The following is a 14,827-nucleotide window of genomic DNA, read 5'->3' on the forward strand; positions in this document are numbered from 1 at the left end:
GCTCCTCGACCTAGCCGATGTCCAGGGTGCCGGCCGCATTGCGCGCGTCATGCTGCTGCACCCGCTCGAGATAGGCCTTCGACTTCTGGACCTCGGTCTCCAGCACGCCGATCGTCGTGGACATGGTGTCGAGCGCCTTGAGCTTGAACTCGTCGATGGAGTCCATCGTGGCGTAGATGTTGGCGAACGCCGCCTGCAGCTGCTCCATGCCGATCGTGGAGGAGGCGGCCTGCTCCTGGATGGCCGCGGAGTTCTCCTTGAGCATCTCCGAGGTGCGCTGGATCATCGCCGAGGTCGTCGTGTTGAGCGCGGTGATCTGGTCCAGTACGAGCTTCTGGTTGCTCAGCGCCTGCGCGACGATGACCGCCGTCCGCAGGGCGGAGATCGTCGTCGTGGTCGCCCGGTCGACGCCCTTGATGAGCTCGATGTTGTTCTTGATGATGATGTCGATGGCGAGATAGGCCTGGATCGACACCGCCAGCTGGGTGAGCAGGTCCTGGTGCTTCTGGCGGACGTAGAAGAGGACGTCCTGGGACAGCGTCTTCGCGGTGTCGGGGTCGCTGAGCTCGAGCTCGGCGATCTTGGCCGAGAGCCTCGCGTCCAGCTTCTCCGCGACGTAGATGTACTGGTTGAGCCGACCCATGACCGCCCAGAGGTTGGTCTTCTCCAGGTTGAGGGCGACGTTGTCGCGGGTCAGCTCGTCCTGCCCGCTGCGCAGCGAGTGCAGGATGCCGTTGAGCTGGCTCTGCGACGACTGGTACTTGCGGAAGTAGTCCTCGATCTTGTCGTTGAAGGGCAGCTTGTCCCACCACTTCTTCACCCCGGTCGCCTGGCCGGGGTCGAGGTCCTCGACGGTACGGCGCAGCTCGAGCAGCGTCTTGCCGACGTTCGAGCCCTGCGCGATGCCACCGGTCTTGAGCGCGTTGACGGGGCGGTCGAGCATCCGGTTGGACGTCTCCGCCGCCTTGCGGATGTCGGCATCTCCCATGGTGCGGACGTTCTCGGCCTGCTTGGCGAACTCCGGGCTCCCCGCCTTGGTGGCGGTCAGCGACGCCAGGAAGCTGTCGACCTTCGCGTCGAGCTCGGGCACCATCGCCGCCTCGACCTGGGGCGCCATCTTGGGCGCCTGGGTCTCCACCACCGGGGCCGGAGCCTCCGGTGCGGTCAGCGTGATGACGGGCTCGGGGGGTGCGAGCGGGGTGGGCTCGGGAGCGGCAGCCTGGGAACCGTCGGTGGTCATGGAGCCGAGCCTATCCAGCGAACCCTCCGCGCATGCAGGGTCAGGAGAGCAAATCAGGGTCGGGTTCAGGGTTCCCACCCAGGGACGGGGCGGGCGCGGGCAGCTCGACCAGGAACCACGGCATCATCCACTGCGCGATCGGACCGATCGTGAGGGCGTACGCGACCGTGCCGACGCCGAGGATGCCACCGAGCGCGAGGCCGACGGCGACGACGGTGACCTCGAGGACGGTGCGGACCAGCCGGATCGACAGTCCGGTACGGCGAGCCAGCCCCGTCATCAGCCCGTCGCGGGGCCCGCGACCCAGCTGGGCGCCGATGTAGAGCGCGGTGGCGAGCCCGCACAGCACGATGCCCCCGGCCATGAGCGCGACCCGCGCGAGGATCCCGTCGGGAGCGTCGAACATCGCCAGGGTGGCGTCCGCGGCGAGCCCGACGACCACGGCGTTGGAGATCGTGCCGAGCCCGGGCTTCTCGCGCAGGGGGATCCACAGCACGAGCACGACGAAGCTGAACAGCACCACCGCCTGGCCGAGCGTGATCGGCACGTGGCGGATGAAGCCGGAGTGCAGCACGTCCCACGGCGCCAGGCCGATGTCGCCGAGCACCATCAGCGCCAGGCTGACGCCGTAGAGCCACAGGCCGACGTACAGCTGGACCAGGCGGCGGGGCAGGCGGCCGGCGCGCAGCTGCGCGATCGGGCCGAGATCGGCCAGCTGGGCGGCGACGCGAGGAGTGGGCGCGGCGATCGACATGCCACCAGCGTGACCGAGATTGGACTGTCCCGAAATAGCCAATCGTGTTCCAATGGCCTTCATGGAGCAGTCCACCGCGCTCACCGCCGCCCGGCTCGCCACCCTCGTCGCCGGGTTCGACCGCTCACCGGCGTACGTCGGGCTGGCCGACGCCCTGCGCGAGCTCATCGGCGACGGCCGGATCGGCTATGGCACCCGGCTGCCCAGCGAGCGGGATCTCACCGAGGCGCTGGGCGTCTCGCGCACGACCGTGACCCGGGCGTACGCCGTCCTCCGGGACTCCTCCTACGCGCAGGCCCGGCAGGGCGCGGGCACCTTCACCCGGCTGCCCGGCGGGCGCACCCGCGCCCTGGACCGGGCCCTGTGGCCCAGCGACGTCGGCAACGGGGTGATCGACCTGGTGTGCGCGGCCGCGACCGCTCCCCCCGGCATCGCCGCGGTCTATGCCGAGGCGGCCGCCGACCTGCCCGCCCACCTCGGCGGCCACGGCTACTTCCCCGCGGGCATGCCCGACCTGCAGGCCGCGATCGCGGCGACGTACGACGCGCGCGGGCTGCCGACCGCACCCGAGCAGATCCTGGTGACGCCGGGCGCCCTCGCCGCGACGGCCGTCGTCGGCAGCGCGCTCGCCGGCCCGCGGGACCGGGTGTTGATGGAGTCGCCGACGTACCCCAACGCCGTCCAGGCGCTCAGGGCCGGCGGTGGACGGCTGACGACGATCGCGCTCGACCCGCACGGCTGGGACCTCGACGCCGTGACCGCGACCGTGGCGCGCCACCGACCGCGGCTGGTCCACGTGATGCCGGACTTCCACAACCCGACCGGGCTGGTGATGTCCGAGCCGGACCGCGAGCGGTACGCCGACCTGCTCGCGCGCCACGGTGCGGTCGCGGTGGTCGACGAGGCGCACCACCTCCTCCCCCTCGACGACGAGGTGGCCGGCACGCCCTTCGCCTCGCTCGCCAGGGACGCGGTGTGCGTGGGCAGCGCCAGCAAGTGCATCTGGGGAGGTCTGCGCCTGGGCTGGATCCGGGCGCCCCACGCCCTCGTCGACCGGCTCACCCGGGCCCGGGTCGGGCTCGACCTCGGCGTACCCGTCCTCGAGCAGCTGGTGCTCACCCGGCTGCTGACCGGCGATCTCGAGGCGGTGCTGCGTGGCCAGCGCGCCCGGCTGCGCGAGCAGCGCGACGCGCTCGCCGGTGCGCTCGCCGAGCACCTGCCCGACTGGGAGTTCCGTCCGCCGACCGGCGGCATGGCGCTGTGGTGCCACCTCCCCGTCGCCGGGGCGACGGCGCTGTCGACCGAGGCCGAGCGGCACGGCGTCCTGCTGGCGCCCGGACCCTCGTTCGCCCCGGAGGGCGGCCTGGACCGCTACGTCCGCCTTCCCTACGCGATCGCCGCGCCCCAGCTGGTCGAGGCCGTACGCCGGATCGCCGACGCCTGGACCGTCGTCACCTCCGGCCGCGCCGGCCGCCGCCCCGCCGTACCCGGATCGGACCCGGTGCTGGTGGCCTGATCCGTTGAGTCGTCACTTCCGACCCTTCGAGTCGTCACTTCCGACCCTTCGAGTCGTCACTTTCGACCCGCCGAGTCACCACCCCTCGCGGGCTCGGGACACTTTTCGTCATCTCGACCGGTCACAAGCGGCAACTCGGCGGGTCGGAAGTGACGACTCAACCACCGACCAGATCCACCGCGCGGATCGAGGTCGCTTCGATGGCGGCTTCGATCTGGGTGAGCGCGTCGGGCGGGATGGCGGAGTCGACGGACAGGGCGACCAGGGCCTCGCCGCCCTTGGTCTCTCGGGAGACCTGCATGCCGGCGATGTTGACCTGCGCCTCACCGAGGATCTGGCCGACGGTGCCGACCATGCCCGGCCGGTCGACGTAGGTGAAGAAGGCCAGGTGCTCGGTGGGCTCGATGTCGACGATATAGCCGTTGACCTCCACCAGCCGCTCGCGCTGGGCCATCCCCACGAGCGTCCCGCTGACGGAGACCTGCGTGCCGTCGGCGAGCGTCCCCCGCAGCGTGATGAGGTTGCGGTGGTCGCCGCTCTCGCCGTCCAGCACGAGCCGTACGGCGACACCGCGCTCTGCCGCGAGCAGCGGGGCGTTCACATAGGAGACCTGGTCCTCGACGACGGCACTGAAGACGCCCTTGAGGGCGGCCAGCTCGAGCACCTTCACGTCGTGGTCGGCGATCTCGCCGCTGACCTCCACGTCGAGCTGCTGGGCGACCTCGCCGGCGATCGCGGTGAACACCTGGCCGAGCTTCTCCGTGAGCGGGATGCCGGGCCGGACGTCCTCCGCGATCACACCGCCCTGCACGTTGACGGCGTCGGGGACCAGCTCACCGGAGAGCGCGAGGCGCACCGACTTCGCGACCGCGATGCCGGCCTTCTCCTGCGCCTCGTCGGTCGAGGCTCCCAGGTGCGGGGTGGCCACGACGTTGTCGAGCTCGAACAGCGGGCTGTCGGTGCACGGCTCCTTGGCGAACACGTCGAGGCCCGCCGCCGCGATCCGCCCGGTCTTGAGCGCGTCGAACAGGGCGGCCTCGTCGACGATGCCGCCGCGCGCGGCGTTGACCAGCACGAGCGACGGCTTCGCCTTCGCGAGCGCGTCGGCATCGATGAGACCGATGGTCTCGGCGGTCTTGGGCAGGTGCACCGACATGAAGTCCGACTCGGCCATGAGGGTGTCGAGGTCGACGAGGCGGACGCCGACCTGGGCGGCGCGGCCGGCCTGGACGTAGGGGTCGTAGGCGATGACGTTCATGCCGAAGGCCGCGAGACGCTGGGCGACCAGCACGCCGATCCTGCCCAGGCCGACGATGCCCACGGTCTTCTCGAACAGCTCGATGCCGGTGTACTTCGACCTCTTCCACTCCCCGGCCCGCAGCGCGGCATGGGCCGGGGAGACGTGGCGCGCCGCGGCGAGCATGAGCGCGACCGCCAGCTCGGCGGCGGAGATGATGTTGGACGTCGGGGCGTTGACGACCATCACCCCCGACTGCGTGGCGGCCCTGACGTCGACGTTGTCGAGGCCGACCCCGGCGCGCGCGACGACCTTGAGCCGGGGCGCGGCGGCGAGCGCCTCGGCGTCCACCTTGGTGGCGGAGCGCACCAGGACCGCGTCCACGTCCGCGAGCGCGGGAAGGAGCTCGGCTCGGTCCGCACCGTTGCAGTGGCGGATCTCGAAGTCCGGGCCCAGCGCCTCGACGGTGGCGGGGCTCAGCTCTTCGGCGATGAGGACGACAGGACGTGCGGTCGGGGCAGTCACAGCGGGCAACCTTTACCGGATGTGCGGGTGGGGACGTGCGGCACGACGCTGTGCGTGGTGGCCAGCCTACTCGCACCGGCGCCGCCCGGGCCCTAAGGTCGAGATGTCAGAGGACGGGTACGACGAGGGAGTCAGGCCATGCGGGTGTTCACGACGTTCGACGAGCTGGCCGAGGCGGCCGGGACCGACCTCGGGACCAGCGACTGGGTGACGATCGACCAACGACGGGTCAACCAGTTCGCCGACGCGACCGGTGACCACCAGTGGATCCACGTCGACCTGGAGCGCGCCAAGGACGGCCCCTTCGGCGGCACGATCGCCCACGGCTACCTCACGCTGGCGCTGGTGCCCTGGCTCGGCAGCCAGGTGTTCACGCTGCGCACCCCGGGCGCCAAGCTCAACTACGGCGTCAACAAGGTCCGCTTCCCCGCACCGCTGCGCGTCGGGAAGCGGATCCGCCTGCACGTGCGGATGGGGACGGTCGTCGACGTCCCCAGCGGCAAGCAGCTCACGGTGCACCACACCGTGGAGATCGAGGACGAGGCGAAGCCCGCCTGCGTCGCCGAGACCGTCGTCCTGTTGCTGCCGTAGGACGGCGCTCAGGCGCTCTCGCGGCTCGACCACGCCTGGTCGAGAGCCTGGGCGAAGAGCTCCGTCGGCTGGGCGCCGGAGATGCCGAAGCGCCCGTCGATGACGAAGAACGGCACCCCGTCGGAGCCGTAGGCGCGCGCCTGCGCGACGTCGGCCATGACCGCGTCGCGGTACTCCTGGCCCGCGAGCACCTCCTCGACCCGCGCCGGGTCCAGGCCCACGGCCGCCGCTGCCCGGCGCAGCACGTCGTGGTCGCCGAGCGACTCGCCGCGGGTGAAGTACGCCGCCAGGATCTCCTCGAGCAGCGCCTCCTGCGCGCCCGCCTCCTTGGCGAGGTGCAGCAGCCGGTGGGCGGTGAGGGTTCGTGCGTGGAGAGCGTCGGCGTGGGCGAACTGGAGGCCCTCGCCGGCCGCGACCTCGTCGGCCCGCGCCATCATCGCCCGGGTCTGCGGCTCGTCGGCCCCGAACTTCCGGCCCAGCACCTGCACGGTGGTCTCCGTCCCGACCTCGGGCGCGAACGGGTCCAGCTCGTAGGAGCGGTACACGACCTCGACCGCATCGCGGTGCTCGAAGGCGTCGAGCGCCCTCTCCAGTCGTCGCTTGCCGATGTAGCACCACGGGCACACGACGTCGGCCCAGATCTCGATCCGCATGTGAGCCCAACCGGCTCCGGGCCGGGAACCTTCCCGGCCGCGCGACCCCGAAGCACCTCAGGGTCGGCTCAGGGACGGCTCCGGGGTTGTGCCCGAAGCGCGGGAGGAGCCGACGGCGACAGGCTTGCCGCCATGATCACAGTCGAGTCCCTCTCCAAGTCCTACGGCAGCTTCACCGCCGTCGACGACGTGTCCTTCACCGCGCAGCCTGGCCGGGTGACCGGCTTCCTCGGTCCCAACGGAGCCGGCAAGTCGACCACCATGCGCGTGATGGTCGGCCTCACCGCTCCCGGCTCCGGCGAGGTCCGCGTGCTCGGACGCCGGTTCGCCGACCTCCCCGACCCCGGCCGCGAGGTCGGCGTCCTGCTGGACGCCTCCGCGCAGCACGCCGGTCGCACCGGCCGCGAGATCCTCACCATCGCAGCTCTCACGATGGGCCTGCCCCGCACTCGGGTGGACGCGATGCTGGAGCGGGTCAGCCTCACACCGGACGAGGCGAGCCGCCGGGTCCGCAACTACTCGCTCGGCATGCGCCAGCGGCTCGGCATCGGGACCGCCCTGCTCGGCGACCCGGAGGTCCTCATCCTCGACGAGCCGGCCAACGGCCTCGATCCCGCCGGGATCCGGTGGATGCGCGACCTGCTGCGCGACTTCGCCGACCAGGGCGGCACCGTGCTGCTGTCCTCGCACCTGCTGCACGAGATCGAGGTCATCGCCGACGACCTCGTCGTCATCGGCAACGGCCGGATCGTCGCCCAGGGCACCAAGGACGAGCTGCTGGCCGGAGCCGGCACGCTCGTCCGGGCGGCCGACGGGGTCGCCCTCGCCGCCGCACTCGTCGCCGACGGCATCGCCGCGCGGCCGACCTCCGGCGGCGCCGTGCTCGCCGAGGCCGACCTCGGCCGCGTGGGCCAGGTCGCCTTCGCCGCCGGCATCGCGCTCACCGAGCTGCGCGCGGCCGACGGGGCCGGGCTCGAGGAGATGTTCCTGGCCCTCACGGCCGAGAGCCAGCGTGACGCCGTCGACAACACCAGCACCTCCACCCAGCAAGGAGCAGCGGCATGACCGCCACCACCGTCGCCCCGACCCCCGCGACCACGACCACGACCACCACCGGCACTCCCCGTACGACGCCGGAGCGCACCCCGTTCCGCCGCATCGTCTCGGTCGAGCTGCGCAAGATGTTCGACACCCGCTCGGGCTTCTGGCTGATGGCGAGCATCGTCCTGCTCGCCGTCATCGCCACCGGTGCGACGGTCATCTTCGCGCCGCGTGACGAGCTGACCTACGAGACCTTCGCCTCGGCCGTCGGGTTCCCGATGGCGGTCATCCTTCCCCTCGTCGCGATCCTCGCCGTCTCCAGCGAGTGGAGCCAGCGCACGGCGCTGACCACCTTCACCCTGGTGCCGAGCCGACGCCGGGTGCTGGCGGCCAAGGGACTCCTGACGGTCCTCATCGGCGCGGTCTCGATGCTCGTCGCCGCCGGCGTCGGCGCGCTCGGCAACGTCGTCGGTACGGCGATCGCCGGGGTCGACCCGACCTGGAACGTCGAGGTCGGCGAGTTCGCCCAGATCATCTTGGCCAACGAGATCGGGATGCTGATGGGCTTCATGCTCGGCGTGGTGCTGCGCAACTCGCCGGCCGCGATCGTCTCCTACTTCGTGTACTCCCTGGTGCTTCCGGGCGTCTCCAGCGCGCTCGCCAGCACGCAGGAGTGGTGGTCGGAGAACGGCGCCTGGATCGACCACAACTGGGCGACGATGCGGCTGTTCGACAACGACATGACCGGTGAGATGTGGGCCCAGCTCGGGGTCACGTCGGTGATCTGGCTGGTGCTGCCGCTCCTGGTGGGCACCCGCGCGCTGCTGCGCTCCGAGGTCAAGTAGGTCCGCCGACGAGGTGGCGCCCGCCCCGCACCGACCCGGTGCGTCCCGACCCCATGGGGACGGACGCGCCGGGTCGCCGGCGTATCCGGCCCCGGGAGTGCGAGGATCCGAGGATGGAGCTGACCTCGGCATGGTGGTTCTGGGCCCTGCTGTCCGCGGTGTTCGCAGCCCTGACGGCGATCTTCGCGAAGGTGGGGGTCAAGGACATCGACTCCGACGTCGCGACCCTCATCCGCACCGTCGTCATCCTCGTGACCCTCGGGCTGATCCTGCTGACGTTGGGCAAGCTCCATGCGCCCACCGACATCGGAGCCCGGACCTGGGTGTTCCTCGTGCTGTCCGGCCTCGCCACAGGCGCGTCGTGGATCTGCTACTTCCGGGCGCTCAAGGTCGGTGACGCGTCCCTGGTCGCTCCGGTCGACAAGCTCAGCGTCATCCTGGTCGCGATCTTCGGGGTGACCTTCCTCGGCGAGCGGCTCTCCGGGCTCCAGTGGGGCGGCGTCGCGCTGGTCGGTGCGGGGGCGGTGCTGCTCGTGCTCAGCGGCTGACAGCGGCGGGGCGACTCGTCGGCCGCGCCGGGTCAGGAGGGACCGAGCACGTCGGGCTGGGTGTCGGGCAGCAGGTCGACCAGGGGCGTGTCGAGCACCTGGCTCAGGGCGAGCAGGGTGAGCAGCTGGGGGTTCATGGGCGTGCCGGGACGCGACTCGCCCTTCTCGAACTTCTGGTACGTGTAGCTCGCGATCCCGGCGAGATGGGCGACGCGCTCCTGGCTCAGGCCGGCAGCCATCCGGGCGCGCTGCAGGTTGACTCCCAGCTGCCGTCCGTACGCGGCCCATCCGTCCACAGCCCGACCCGCCATGGCCCCATCATTCCCGTATGCCCATCTTGCTGCGACCATACGAGTATGGCTATCGGGAGCGTGAGCGGTTGTGGACAAGGCGGGCATCGATGGGGGTTCGCGTCTGACCCCTCTCCTAGGTTCGGATGACGAGGCCGAGGAGGGCGATGGTGGACACGGGAGTGCCGAGCTGGCTGGACGAGAAGTGCCCGCGGTGGTGCGCCCGCACCCACTGCGAGGACGACCATCCCGAGGATCGCTACCACCAGAGCGAGGCGACGATCTTCACCGCGCGAGCCGGCGCGGGCGACGACGTGCCGCTGAACGCGACCATCCGGCCGCTCGAGCTCTGCATCAGGACGGGGCGCTATGTCGGAGAGCGCGAGACCTGGATCGTCATCGAGGCGCTCGAGGCGGCGCGGCCCCGCCTGCTCGTCACCGAGCAGAGCGCGCGCGACCTCCTCCACCACCTCGACCGGCACCTGAGCCGACCGCCCCGCGCGGGGCGGGAGACCGGGCGGGACCGGCGCGGGGAGGACCGGTGACAGGCAGCGGCGGGCAGGACGGGCGTTGACGGGCACCTGCCCATACCGGTATGAAGTGCAGCGGGGGTTCACCGCCCGGTCGCGGACCGATCACGCAGTGTCGACGTCCCGCGGGCAGCGACGAGGCGCCCCAGCTCCGTGGATGGCTCCGGGGCGCCTCGTCGTGCGAGATCAGCGCGCGGCCGAGCCCTCGGTGTAGTCGTCGTCGGTGTGCGCCCACGAGAAGTGCGAGCGCAGGGTCTTGCCGACGGCCTCGATCGGGTGCTGGGCGCCCTTCTCCCGCAGCGCCTGGAACTCCGGCGCGCCGGCGTCCTGGTCGGCGATGAAGCGCTCGGCGAACGCACCGCTGCGGATGTCGGCGAGGACCGCCTGCATGTTCTCCTTGACGCGCGGGTCGATGACGCGCGGGCCGGAGACGTAGTCGCCGTACTCGGCGGTGTCGGAGACCGACCAGCGCTGCTTGGCGATGCCGCCCTCCCACATCAGGTCGACGATGAGCTTGAGCTCGTGGAGGACCTCGAAGTAGGCGATCTCGCCCTGGTAGCCGGCCTCGGTGAGGGTCTCGTAGCCGTACTGGATCAGCTGCGAGACGCCACCGCAGAGCACGGCCTGCTCGCCGAAGAGGTCGGTCTCGGTCTCCTCGGTGAAGGTGGTCTTGATGACGCCGGCACGGGTGCCGCCGATCCCCTTCGCGTAGGACTTCGCGAGGTCCCAGGCCTTGCCCGAGGCGTCCTGCTCGACCGCGATGATGTCCGGGATGCCGCGGCCCGCGACGTATTCGCGGCGCACGGTGTGGCCGGGGGCCTTCGGCGCGACGAGGATGACGTCCACGCCCGCCGGCGGCTGGATGTAGCCGAAGCGGATGTTGAAGCCGTGCCCGAACACGAGGGTGTCGCCCTCGGCGAGCGCCGGCGCGATGTCGTCGGCGTACAGGTGCCGCTGCACCTGGTCGGGGGCGAGGATGACGATGACGTCGGCCTCCTCCGCCGCCTCGCGCGGGGTGAGGACCCGCAGACCCTCCTCCTCCGCCTTGGCGCGGCTCTTGGAACCCTCCTTGAGGCCGACGCGGACGTCCACGCCGGAGTCGCGCAGGTTCAGCGCGTGGGCGTGGCCCTGGCTGCCGTAACCGATGACGGCGACGTGCTTGCCCTGGATGAGGGACAGGTCGGCGTCGTCGTCGTAGTAGATCTCAGCCACGTCGGGCTTCTCCTTATATCTCGGTGGTTGAGGTGCGGGCGCAGCGAGCCCGCGACCTCGGTGGTGGGGTTGACTCAGGCGTGGGCGGCAGGCGGCACCGGTACGGCGACGGGCTTGGTGCGCTCGGAGATCGAGCGCGGCCCGCGGCCGATGGCCACCATGCCGGACTGCACGAGCTCGCGGATCCCGAAGGGCTCCAGCACGCGCAGGAAGTCGGCGATCTTCCCGTCGTTCCCGACGATCTGCATCGTGATCGCGTCCGCGGCCACGTCGATCACCTTCGCCCGGAAGAGCTGGACGATGTCGAGCACCTCGCCGCGGTTCTCCGCGGTGGCGCCGACCTTGACCAGGACCAGCTCGCGGTTGACGGACGCGGACGGGTCGAGCTCGACGATCTTGATGACCTCGACGAGCTTGTTGAGCTGCTTGGTGACCTGCTCCAGCGGGGAGGACTCGACGTTGACGACGATCGTCATCCGGGAGATCTCCGGGTGCTCGGTCGGGCCGACGGCGAGGGACTCGATGTTGAACCCCCGCCGGCTGAAGAGGGCGGAGATGCGCGCCAGGACGCCGGGCTTGTCCTCGACGAGGACGGACAGGGTGTGCTTGGCCATGGCTACAGGTCATCCTCGTCGAACTGGGGCGCGAGGTCGCGCGCGTACTTGATGTCGTCGTTGCTCGTGCCGGCGGCGACCATCGGCCAGACCATGGCGTCGCGGTGCACCCGGAAGTCGACGACCACGGGCACGTCGTCGATCTCCATCGCCTTGCGGATCGTGGCGTCCACGTCGGCGGGCGACTCGCACGCCAGCCCCACGCAGCCGTAGGCGTCGGCGAGCTTGACGAAGTCCGGGATCCGCTTGGAGTGCAGGTCGGTGTTGGAGTAGCGGGAGTTGTAGAACAGCGTCTGCCACTGCCGCACCATGCCGAGCGACTCGTTGTTGATGACCGCGACCTTGATGGGGATGTTGTTGATCGCGCAGGTGGCGAGCTCCTGGTTGGTCATCTGGAAGCAGCCGTCGCCGTCGACCGACCACACGGTCTGGTCGGGCATCGCGACCTTGGCGCCCATCGCGGCCGGCACGGAGAAGCCCATGGTCCCGAGGCCCCCGGAGTTGATCCAGGTGTTGGGGCGCTCGTAGCCGACGAAGTGGGCTGCCCACATCTGGTGCTGGCCGACGCCGGCGGTGTAGATCGTGTCGGGACCGGAGATGGCGCCGAGCCGCTCGAGGACGTACTGCGGAGCGAGGCCGCCGTCGGTCGGCTGGTCGTAGCCGAGCGGGTACTTCTTCTTCACCCCGGCGCAGAACGCGACCCAGCCCTCGTAGTCGCCGGTGTTGCCCGCCTCCTGCTCGGTGCGCAGGGCCGTGACCAGGTCGACGAGGACCTCGCGCACGTCGCCCACGATCGGGACGTCGGCGAAGCGGTTCTTCCCGATCTCGGCGGGGTCGATGTCGGCGTGGATCACCTTCGCGCCGGGCGCGAAGGAGTCGAGGTTGCCGGTCACACGGTCGTCGAAGCGCGCGCCGAGGCTGATGATCAGGTCGCTCTTCTGCAGGGCGGCCACCGCGGCGACGGTGCCGTGCATGCCGGGCATGCCGAGGTGCTGGGGGTGGCTGTCCGGGAACGCGCCCCGGGCCATCAGCGTCGTGACGACGGGGATGCCGGTGAGCTCGGCGAGGGCGCGCAGCTCCTTGGCGGCGCCGGAGCGGATGGTCCCGCCGCCGACGTACAGGACCGGCTTGCGCGACTCGAGGATGAGCCGGGCGGCCTCACGGATCTGCTTGGCGTGCGGGCGGGTCACCGGACGGTAGCCCGGCAGGTTGAGCTCGGTGGGCCACCGGAAGTCGGTCGTCGACTGCAGGGCGGACTTGGTGACGTCGACCAGGACCGGTCCGGGACGCCCGGTCGAGGCGATGTGGAAGGCCTCCGCGATCTTGGTCGGGATCTCCGCCGGGTCGGTCACCAGGAAGCTGTGCTTGGTGATCGGCATCGTGATGCCGCGGATGTCGGCCTCCTGGAAGGCGTCGGTGCCGATCAGCGATGCGCCGACCTGGCCCGTGATCGCGACCATCGGGAGCGAGTCCATGTGCGCGTCGGCGAGAGGCGTCACCAGGTTGGTGGCTCCCGGACCCGACGTGGCCATGCACACGCCGACCTTGCCGGACGCGGCCGCGTAGCCCTGCGCGGCGTGGCCGGCGCCCTGCTCGTGCCGGACCAGGATGTGACGGATGCTGCTGTCCATCAGCGGGTCGTAGGCCGGGAGGATCGCGCCGCCCGGGATGCCGAAGATGTCGGTGACCCCGGCCGCCTCGAGCGACCGGACCAGGCTCTGCGCTCCGGTGATGCCCGCTGCCGGGGAGTCGGCGCCCGAGCCCTGCTGCTCACTCATCCGAGTCGTTCCTTGTCTGCTGTGGTGGGGCTGAACTGTGGGTCGTACTCAACAAAAAACCCCTCGGTTGCTGGGCAACGAGGGGTGGACGCGCTGGCGGTGACTGACGTGTTGTCCTGGTCAGGCTCAGCCGGCGCGTCCGGTGCGTACGAGAAGCAGGTCATGCATGGAATCACCGTAGCCGCCCCACGTCGTGCCGTCGAACCAGTGTCGCACAACGTCTCAGATGGCAAGACGCCGGTCTCAGGATACGTCATTGGTCCGCGCTCCCCGCGAGGTCCGGCGCGCTCAGGGCAGGACGAGCCGGCCCACCGGACCGGGGTTGAACGCAACCTCCCAGCGATAGCCGTCGGGGTCGGCGAAGTATCCGGAGTAGCCGCCCCAGTCGCGCTGCGCGGCCTCGTGGACGACGGGGGCGCCGGCGGCCCGGGCCGCCGCCAGCACCTCGTCGACACCGGCGGGCGTGGGCATGTTGTGCGCGATCGTCACCGGCGCGACGCCCGGCCCGCTCATGGTCGCGCCGACCTCGGCCTCGAAGTGGCGCCGGTCCCACAGCGAGAGCAGGAGATGCTCGCCGGCCCGGAACATCAGCACCTCGCCGGGCACGTCGAGCTCCGGGCTCCAGCCCAGGCCGTCGCGGTAGAAGCGGCGGGTGGCGTCGAGGTCCTCCACCGCGAGGGTGATGAAGCTGATCCGCTGGTCCATGGGTCGAGTCAAGCACCGCCCGCGGACACCGACCCCGCTAGCGGGTCGACGCTCCGAGCGCGGTGCGCTGGCGGCCCTCGTCGTCGAAGTTCGCCGGGTCGAGCCACCGCCGGTGGGCGGCGCGCACCACGGGCCACTCGGCGTCGGTCACCGAGAACCAGTCGGTGTCGCGGTTGCGGCCCTGGACGACCATGTGGTTGCGGAAGCGCCCCTCCTCCGTGAAGCCGAGGCGCAGCGCCGCCCGCCGGGACGGCTTGTTGAGGCTGTCGCACTTCCACTCGAAGCGCCGGTAGCCGAGATCGTCGAAGGCGTGTCCCATCAGCAGGTGGATCGCCTCGGTGGCCGCGCGCGTGCGCTGGAGTGAGCGACCGAACAGCACCCCGGCGACCTCGATCTGGCCGTGGGCCGGCTCGATCCTCATGTACGACGCGATGCCGGCCGCCGTACCCGCCGCCGGTCCCTCCTGGGGGACGAGCGCGAAGGTGACGATCCCCGGGTCGTCCAGGTGGGCGGCGAGGTGCATCCACAGCTCCGGCAGGGAGGCCGGCATCGGGATCGGCCGGTAGGCCCACAGGTCGGCGTCGTCGGGCCCGCAGGTCGCGGCGAACAGCTCGGCGTAGCGCGCCGAGGTCAGCGGCTCGACGTGGACGTGGCTCCCCTCGAGCCGGACCGGCTCCGGCCAGGGCCGCGGCTCCCAGCCCGGCACCGGGGTGCCGACGCGCCGGCCGTGCTCGTCACGGTCACCCAT

At 71.1% G+C, this 14,827-nt stretch carries 15 protein-coding genes and 1 pseudogene; 6 read left to right on the top strand and 10 right to left on the bottom strand.

Features of this window, described 5'->3' with window-relative positions:
• Positions 1–10 precede the first annotated feature (10 nt).
• Both ACJ5H2_RS15075 and ACJ5H2_RS15080 read right to left on the bottom strand, forming a co-directional pair.
• Positions 11–1,240, bottom strand: a complete 1,230-nt coding sequence (locus tag ACJ5H2_RS15075) for a toxic anion resistance protein (protein WP_408896227.1) — start codon at positions 1,238–1,240, stop codon at positions 11–13.
• Between the two features lie 40 nt (positions 1,241–1,280).
• On the bottom strand, positions 1,281–1,994 hold the full coding sequence (locus tag ACJ5H2_RS15080; protein WP_408896228.1) for a YczE/YyaS/YitT family protein: 714 nt from the start codon (positions 1,992–1,994) through the stop codon (positions 1,281–1,283).
• 61 nt (positions 1,995–2,055) lie between these two features.
• On the opposite strand from ACJ5H2_RS15080, the gene ACJ5H2_RS15085 reads away from it, so the two are divergent.
• The gene (locus tag ACJ5H2_RS15085) at positions 2,056–3,510 is read left to right on the top strand and encodes a PLP-dependent aminotransferase family protein (protein ID WP_408896229.1); all 1,455 of its coding nucleotides are present in this window, start codon (positions 2,056–2,058) and stop codon (positions 3,508–3,510) included.
• Between the two features lie 157 nt (positions 3,511–3,667).
• On the opposite strand, the gene serA is transcribed toward ACJ5H2_RS15085, so the two are convergent.
• The gene (serA, locus tag ACJ5H2_RS15090; RefSeq protein ID WP_408896230.1) at positions 3,668–5,272 is read right to left on the bottom strand and encodes a phosphoglycerate dehydrogenase; all 1,605 of its coding nucleotides are present in this window, start codon (positions 5,270–5,272) and stop codon (positions 3,668–3,670) included.
• Positions 5,273–5,410: 138 nt separating this feature from the next.
• Between serA and ACJ5H2_RS15095 the strand changes: the two genes are divergently transcribed.
• Positions 5,411–5,863 carry a MaoC family dehydratase gene (locus tag ACJ5H2_RS15095; RefSeq protein WP_408896231.1) on the top strand — a complete coding sequence of 151 codons (453 nt, stop codon included), beginning with the start codon at positions 5,411–5,413 and terminating at the stop codon, positions 5,861–5,863.
• 8 nt (positions 5,864–5,871) lie between these two features.
• Here ACJ5H2_RS15095 and ACJ5H2_RS15100 read toward each other — a convergent pair whose 3' ends face one another.
• Complete coding sequence (locus ACJ5H2_RS15100) at positions 5,872–6,516, bottom strand: DsbA family oxidoreductase (RefSeq protein WP_408896232.1); 645 nt, start codon at positions 6,514–6,516, stop codon at positions 5,872–5,874.
• A gap of 132 nt (positions 6,517–6,648) precedes the next feature.
• On the opposite strand from ACJ5H2_RS15100, the gene ACJ5H2_RS15105 reads away from it, so the two are divergent.
• The 3 genes from ACJ5H2_RS15105 (at position 6,649) to ACJ5H2_RS15115 (ending at position 8,950) form a co-directional block, all read left to right on the top strand.
• Positions 6,649–7,581 (top strand): ABC transporter ATP-binding protein, encoded by a 933-nt coding sequence (locus ACJ5H2_RS15105; protein ID WP_408896233.1) that lies wholly within the window; start codon positions 6,649–6,651, stop codon positions 7,579–7,581.
• Positions 7,578–8,402: an ABC transporter permease gene (locus ACJ5H2_RS15110; protein WP_408896235.1), complete on the top strand. Its 825-nt coding sequence runs from the start codon at positions 7,578–7,580 to the stop codon at positions 8,400–8,402. Before ACJ5H2_RS15105 ends, ACJ5H2_RS15110 begins: the two co-directional genes overlap by 4 nt.
• A 113-nt stretch (positions 8,403–8,515) precedes the next feature.
• Entirely contained in the window at positions 8,516–8,950 is a 435-nt protein-coding gene (locus ACJ5H2_RS15115; protein WP_408896236.1) for an EamA family transporter, read from the top strand.
• A gap of 32 nt (positions 8,951–8,982) precedes the next feature.
• Here ACJ5H2_RS15115 and ACJ5H2_RS15120 read toward each other — a convergent pair whose 3' ends face one another.
• Complete coding sequence (locus ACJ5H2_RS15120) at positions 8,983–9,261, bottom strand: helix-turn-helix domain-containing protein (RefSeq protein WP_408896237.1); 279 nt, start codon at positions 9,259–9,261, stop codon at positions 8,983–8,985.
• A gap of 146 nt (positions 9,262–9,407) precedes the next feature.
• Here ACJ5H2_RS15120 and ACJ5H2_RS15125 point away from each other — a divergent pair, with 146 nt between their 5' ends.
• On the top strand, positions 9,408–9,785 hold the full coding sequence (locus ACJ5H2_RS15125; protein ID WP_408896238.1) for a DUF6907 domain-containing protein: 378 nt from the start codon (positions 9,408–9,410) through the stop codon (positions 9,783–9,785).
• Positions 9,786–9,956: 171 nt separating this feature from the next.
• Here the strand turns inward: ACJ5H2_RS15125 and ilvC are convergent, their stop codons facing one another.
• The 5 genes and pseudogenes from ilvC to ACJ5H2_RS15150 form a co-directional block, all read right to left on the bottom strand.
• The gene (ilvC, locus tag ACJ5H2_RS15130) at positions 9,957–10,982 is read right to left on the bottom strand and encodes a ketol-acid reductoisomerase (RefSeq protein WP_408896239.1); all 1,026 of its coding nucleotides are present in this window, start codon (positions 10,980–10,982) and stop codon (positions 9,957–9,959) included.
• Between the two features lie 74 nt (positions 10,983–11,056).
• Positions 11,057–11,596: an acetolactate synthase small subunit gene (gene ilvN / locus ACJ5H2_RS15135; RefSeq protein WP_408896240.1), complete on the bottom strand. Its 540-nt coding sequence runs from the start codon at positions 11,594–11,596 to the stop codon at positions 11,057–11,059.
• 2 nt (positions 11,597–11,598) lie between these two features.
• Positions 11,599–13,422, bottom strand: a pseudogene (locus tag ACJ5H2_RS15140) (acetolactate synthase large subunit); the annotation flags it as partial.
• A gap of 240 nt (positions 13,423–13,662) precedes the next feature.
• A complete protein-coding gene (locus ACJ5H2_RS15145) occupies positions 13,663–14,079 on the bottom strand; it encodes a VOC family protein (protein ID WP_408896241.1) in 417 nt (138 codons plus the stop codon).
• 37 nt (positions 14,080–14,116) lie between these two features.
• Positions 14,117–14,827 (bottom strand): GNAT family N-acetyltransferase, encoded by a 711-nt coding sequence (locus ACJ5H2_RS15150; RefSeq protein ID WP_408896242.1) that lies wholly within the window; start codon positions 14,825–14,827, stop codon positions 14,117–14,119.

Origin of the sequence: Nocardioides pymetrozini (assembly GCF_046058985.1) — a bacterium.
Classification (GTDB): domain Bacteria; phylum Actinomycetota; class Actinomycetes; order Propionibacteriales; family Nocardioidaceae; genus Nocardioides.

What these genes read in the sequence shown, in the direction of transcription:
- ACJ5H2_RS15075 (WP_408896227.1), bottom strand. Translation starts at nt 1,240, where the DNA reads ATGACCACCGACGGTTCCCAGGCTGCCGCTCCCGAGCCCACCCCGCTC.
- ACJ5H2_RS15080 (WP_408896228.1), bottom strand. Translation starts at nt 1,994, where the DNA reads ATGTCGATCGCCGCGCCCACTCCTCGCGTCGCCGCCCAGCTGGCCGAT.
- ACJ5H2_RS15085 (WP_408896229.1), top strand. Translation starts at nt 2,056, where the DNA reads ATGGAGCAGTCCACCGCGCTCACCGCCGCCCGGCTCGCCACCCTCGTC.
- ACJ5H2_RS15095 (WP_408896231.1), top strand. Translation starts at nt 5,411, where the DNA reads ATGCGGGTGTTCACGACGTTCGACGAGCTGGCCGAGGCGGCCGGGACC.
- ACJ5H2_RS15100 (WP_408896232.1), bottom strand. Translation starts at nt 6,516, where the DNA reads ATGCGGATCGAGATCTGGGCCGACGTCGTGTGCCCGTGGTGCTACATC.
- ACJ5H2_RS15105 (WP_408896233.1), top strand. Translation starts at nt 6,649, where the DNA reads ATGATCACAGTCGAGTCCCTCTCCAAGTCCTACGGCAGCTTCACCGCC.
- ACJ5H2_RS15110 (WP_408896235.1), top strand. Translation starts at nt 7,578, where the DNA reads ATGACCGCCACCACCGTCGCCCCGACCCCCGCGACCACGACCACGACC.
- ACJ5H2_RS15115 (WP_408896236.1), top strand. Translation starts at nt 8,516, where the DNA reads ATGGAGCTGACCTCGGCATGGTGGTTCTGGGCCCTGCTGTCCGCGGTG.
- ACJ5H2_RS15120 (WP_408896237.1), bottom strand. Translation starts at nt 9,261, where the DNA reads ATGGCGGGTCGGGCTGTGGACGGATGGGCCGCGTACGGACGGCAGCTG.
- ACJ5H2_RS15125 (WP_408896238.1), top strand. Translation starts at nt 9,408, where the DNA reads ATGGTGGACACGGGAGTGCCGAGCTGGCTGGACGAGAAGTGCCCGCGG.
- ilvN (WP_408896240.1), bottom strand. Translation starts at nt 11,596, where the DNA reads ATGGCCAAGCACACCCTGTCCGTCCTCGTCGAGGACAAGCCCGGCGTC.
- ACJ5H2_RS15145 (WP_408896241.1), bottom strand. Translation starts at nt 14,079, where the DNA reads ATGGACCAGCGGATCAGCTTCATCACCCTCGCGGTGGAGGACCTCGAC.
- ACJ5H2_RS15150 (WP_408896242.1), bottom strand. Translation starts at nt 14,827, where the DNA reads ATGGGTGACCGTGACGAGCACGGCCGGCGCGTCGGCACCCCGGTGCCG.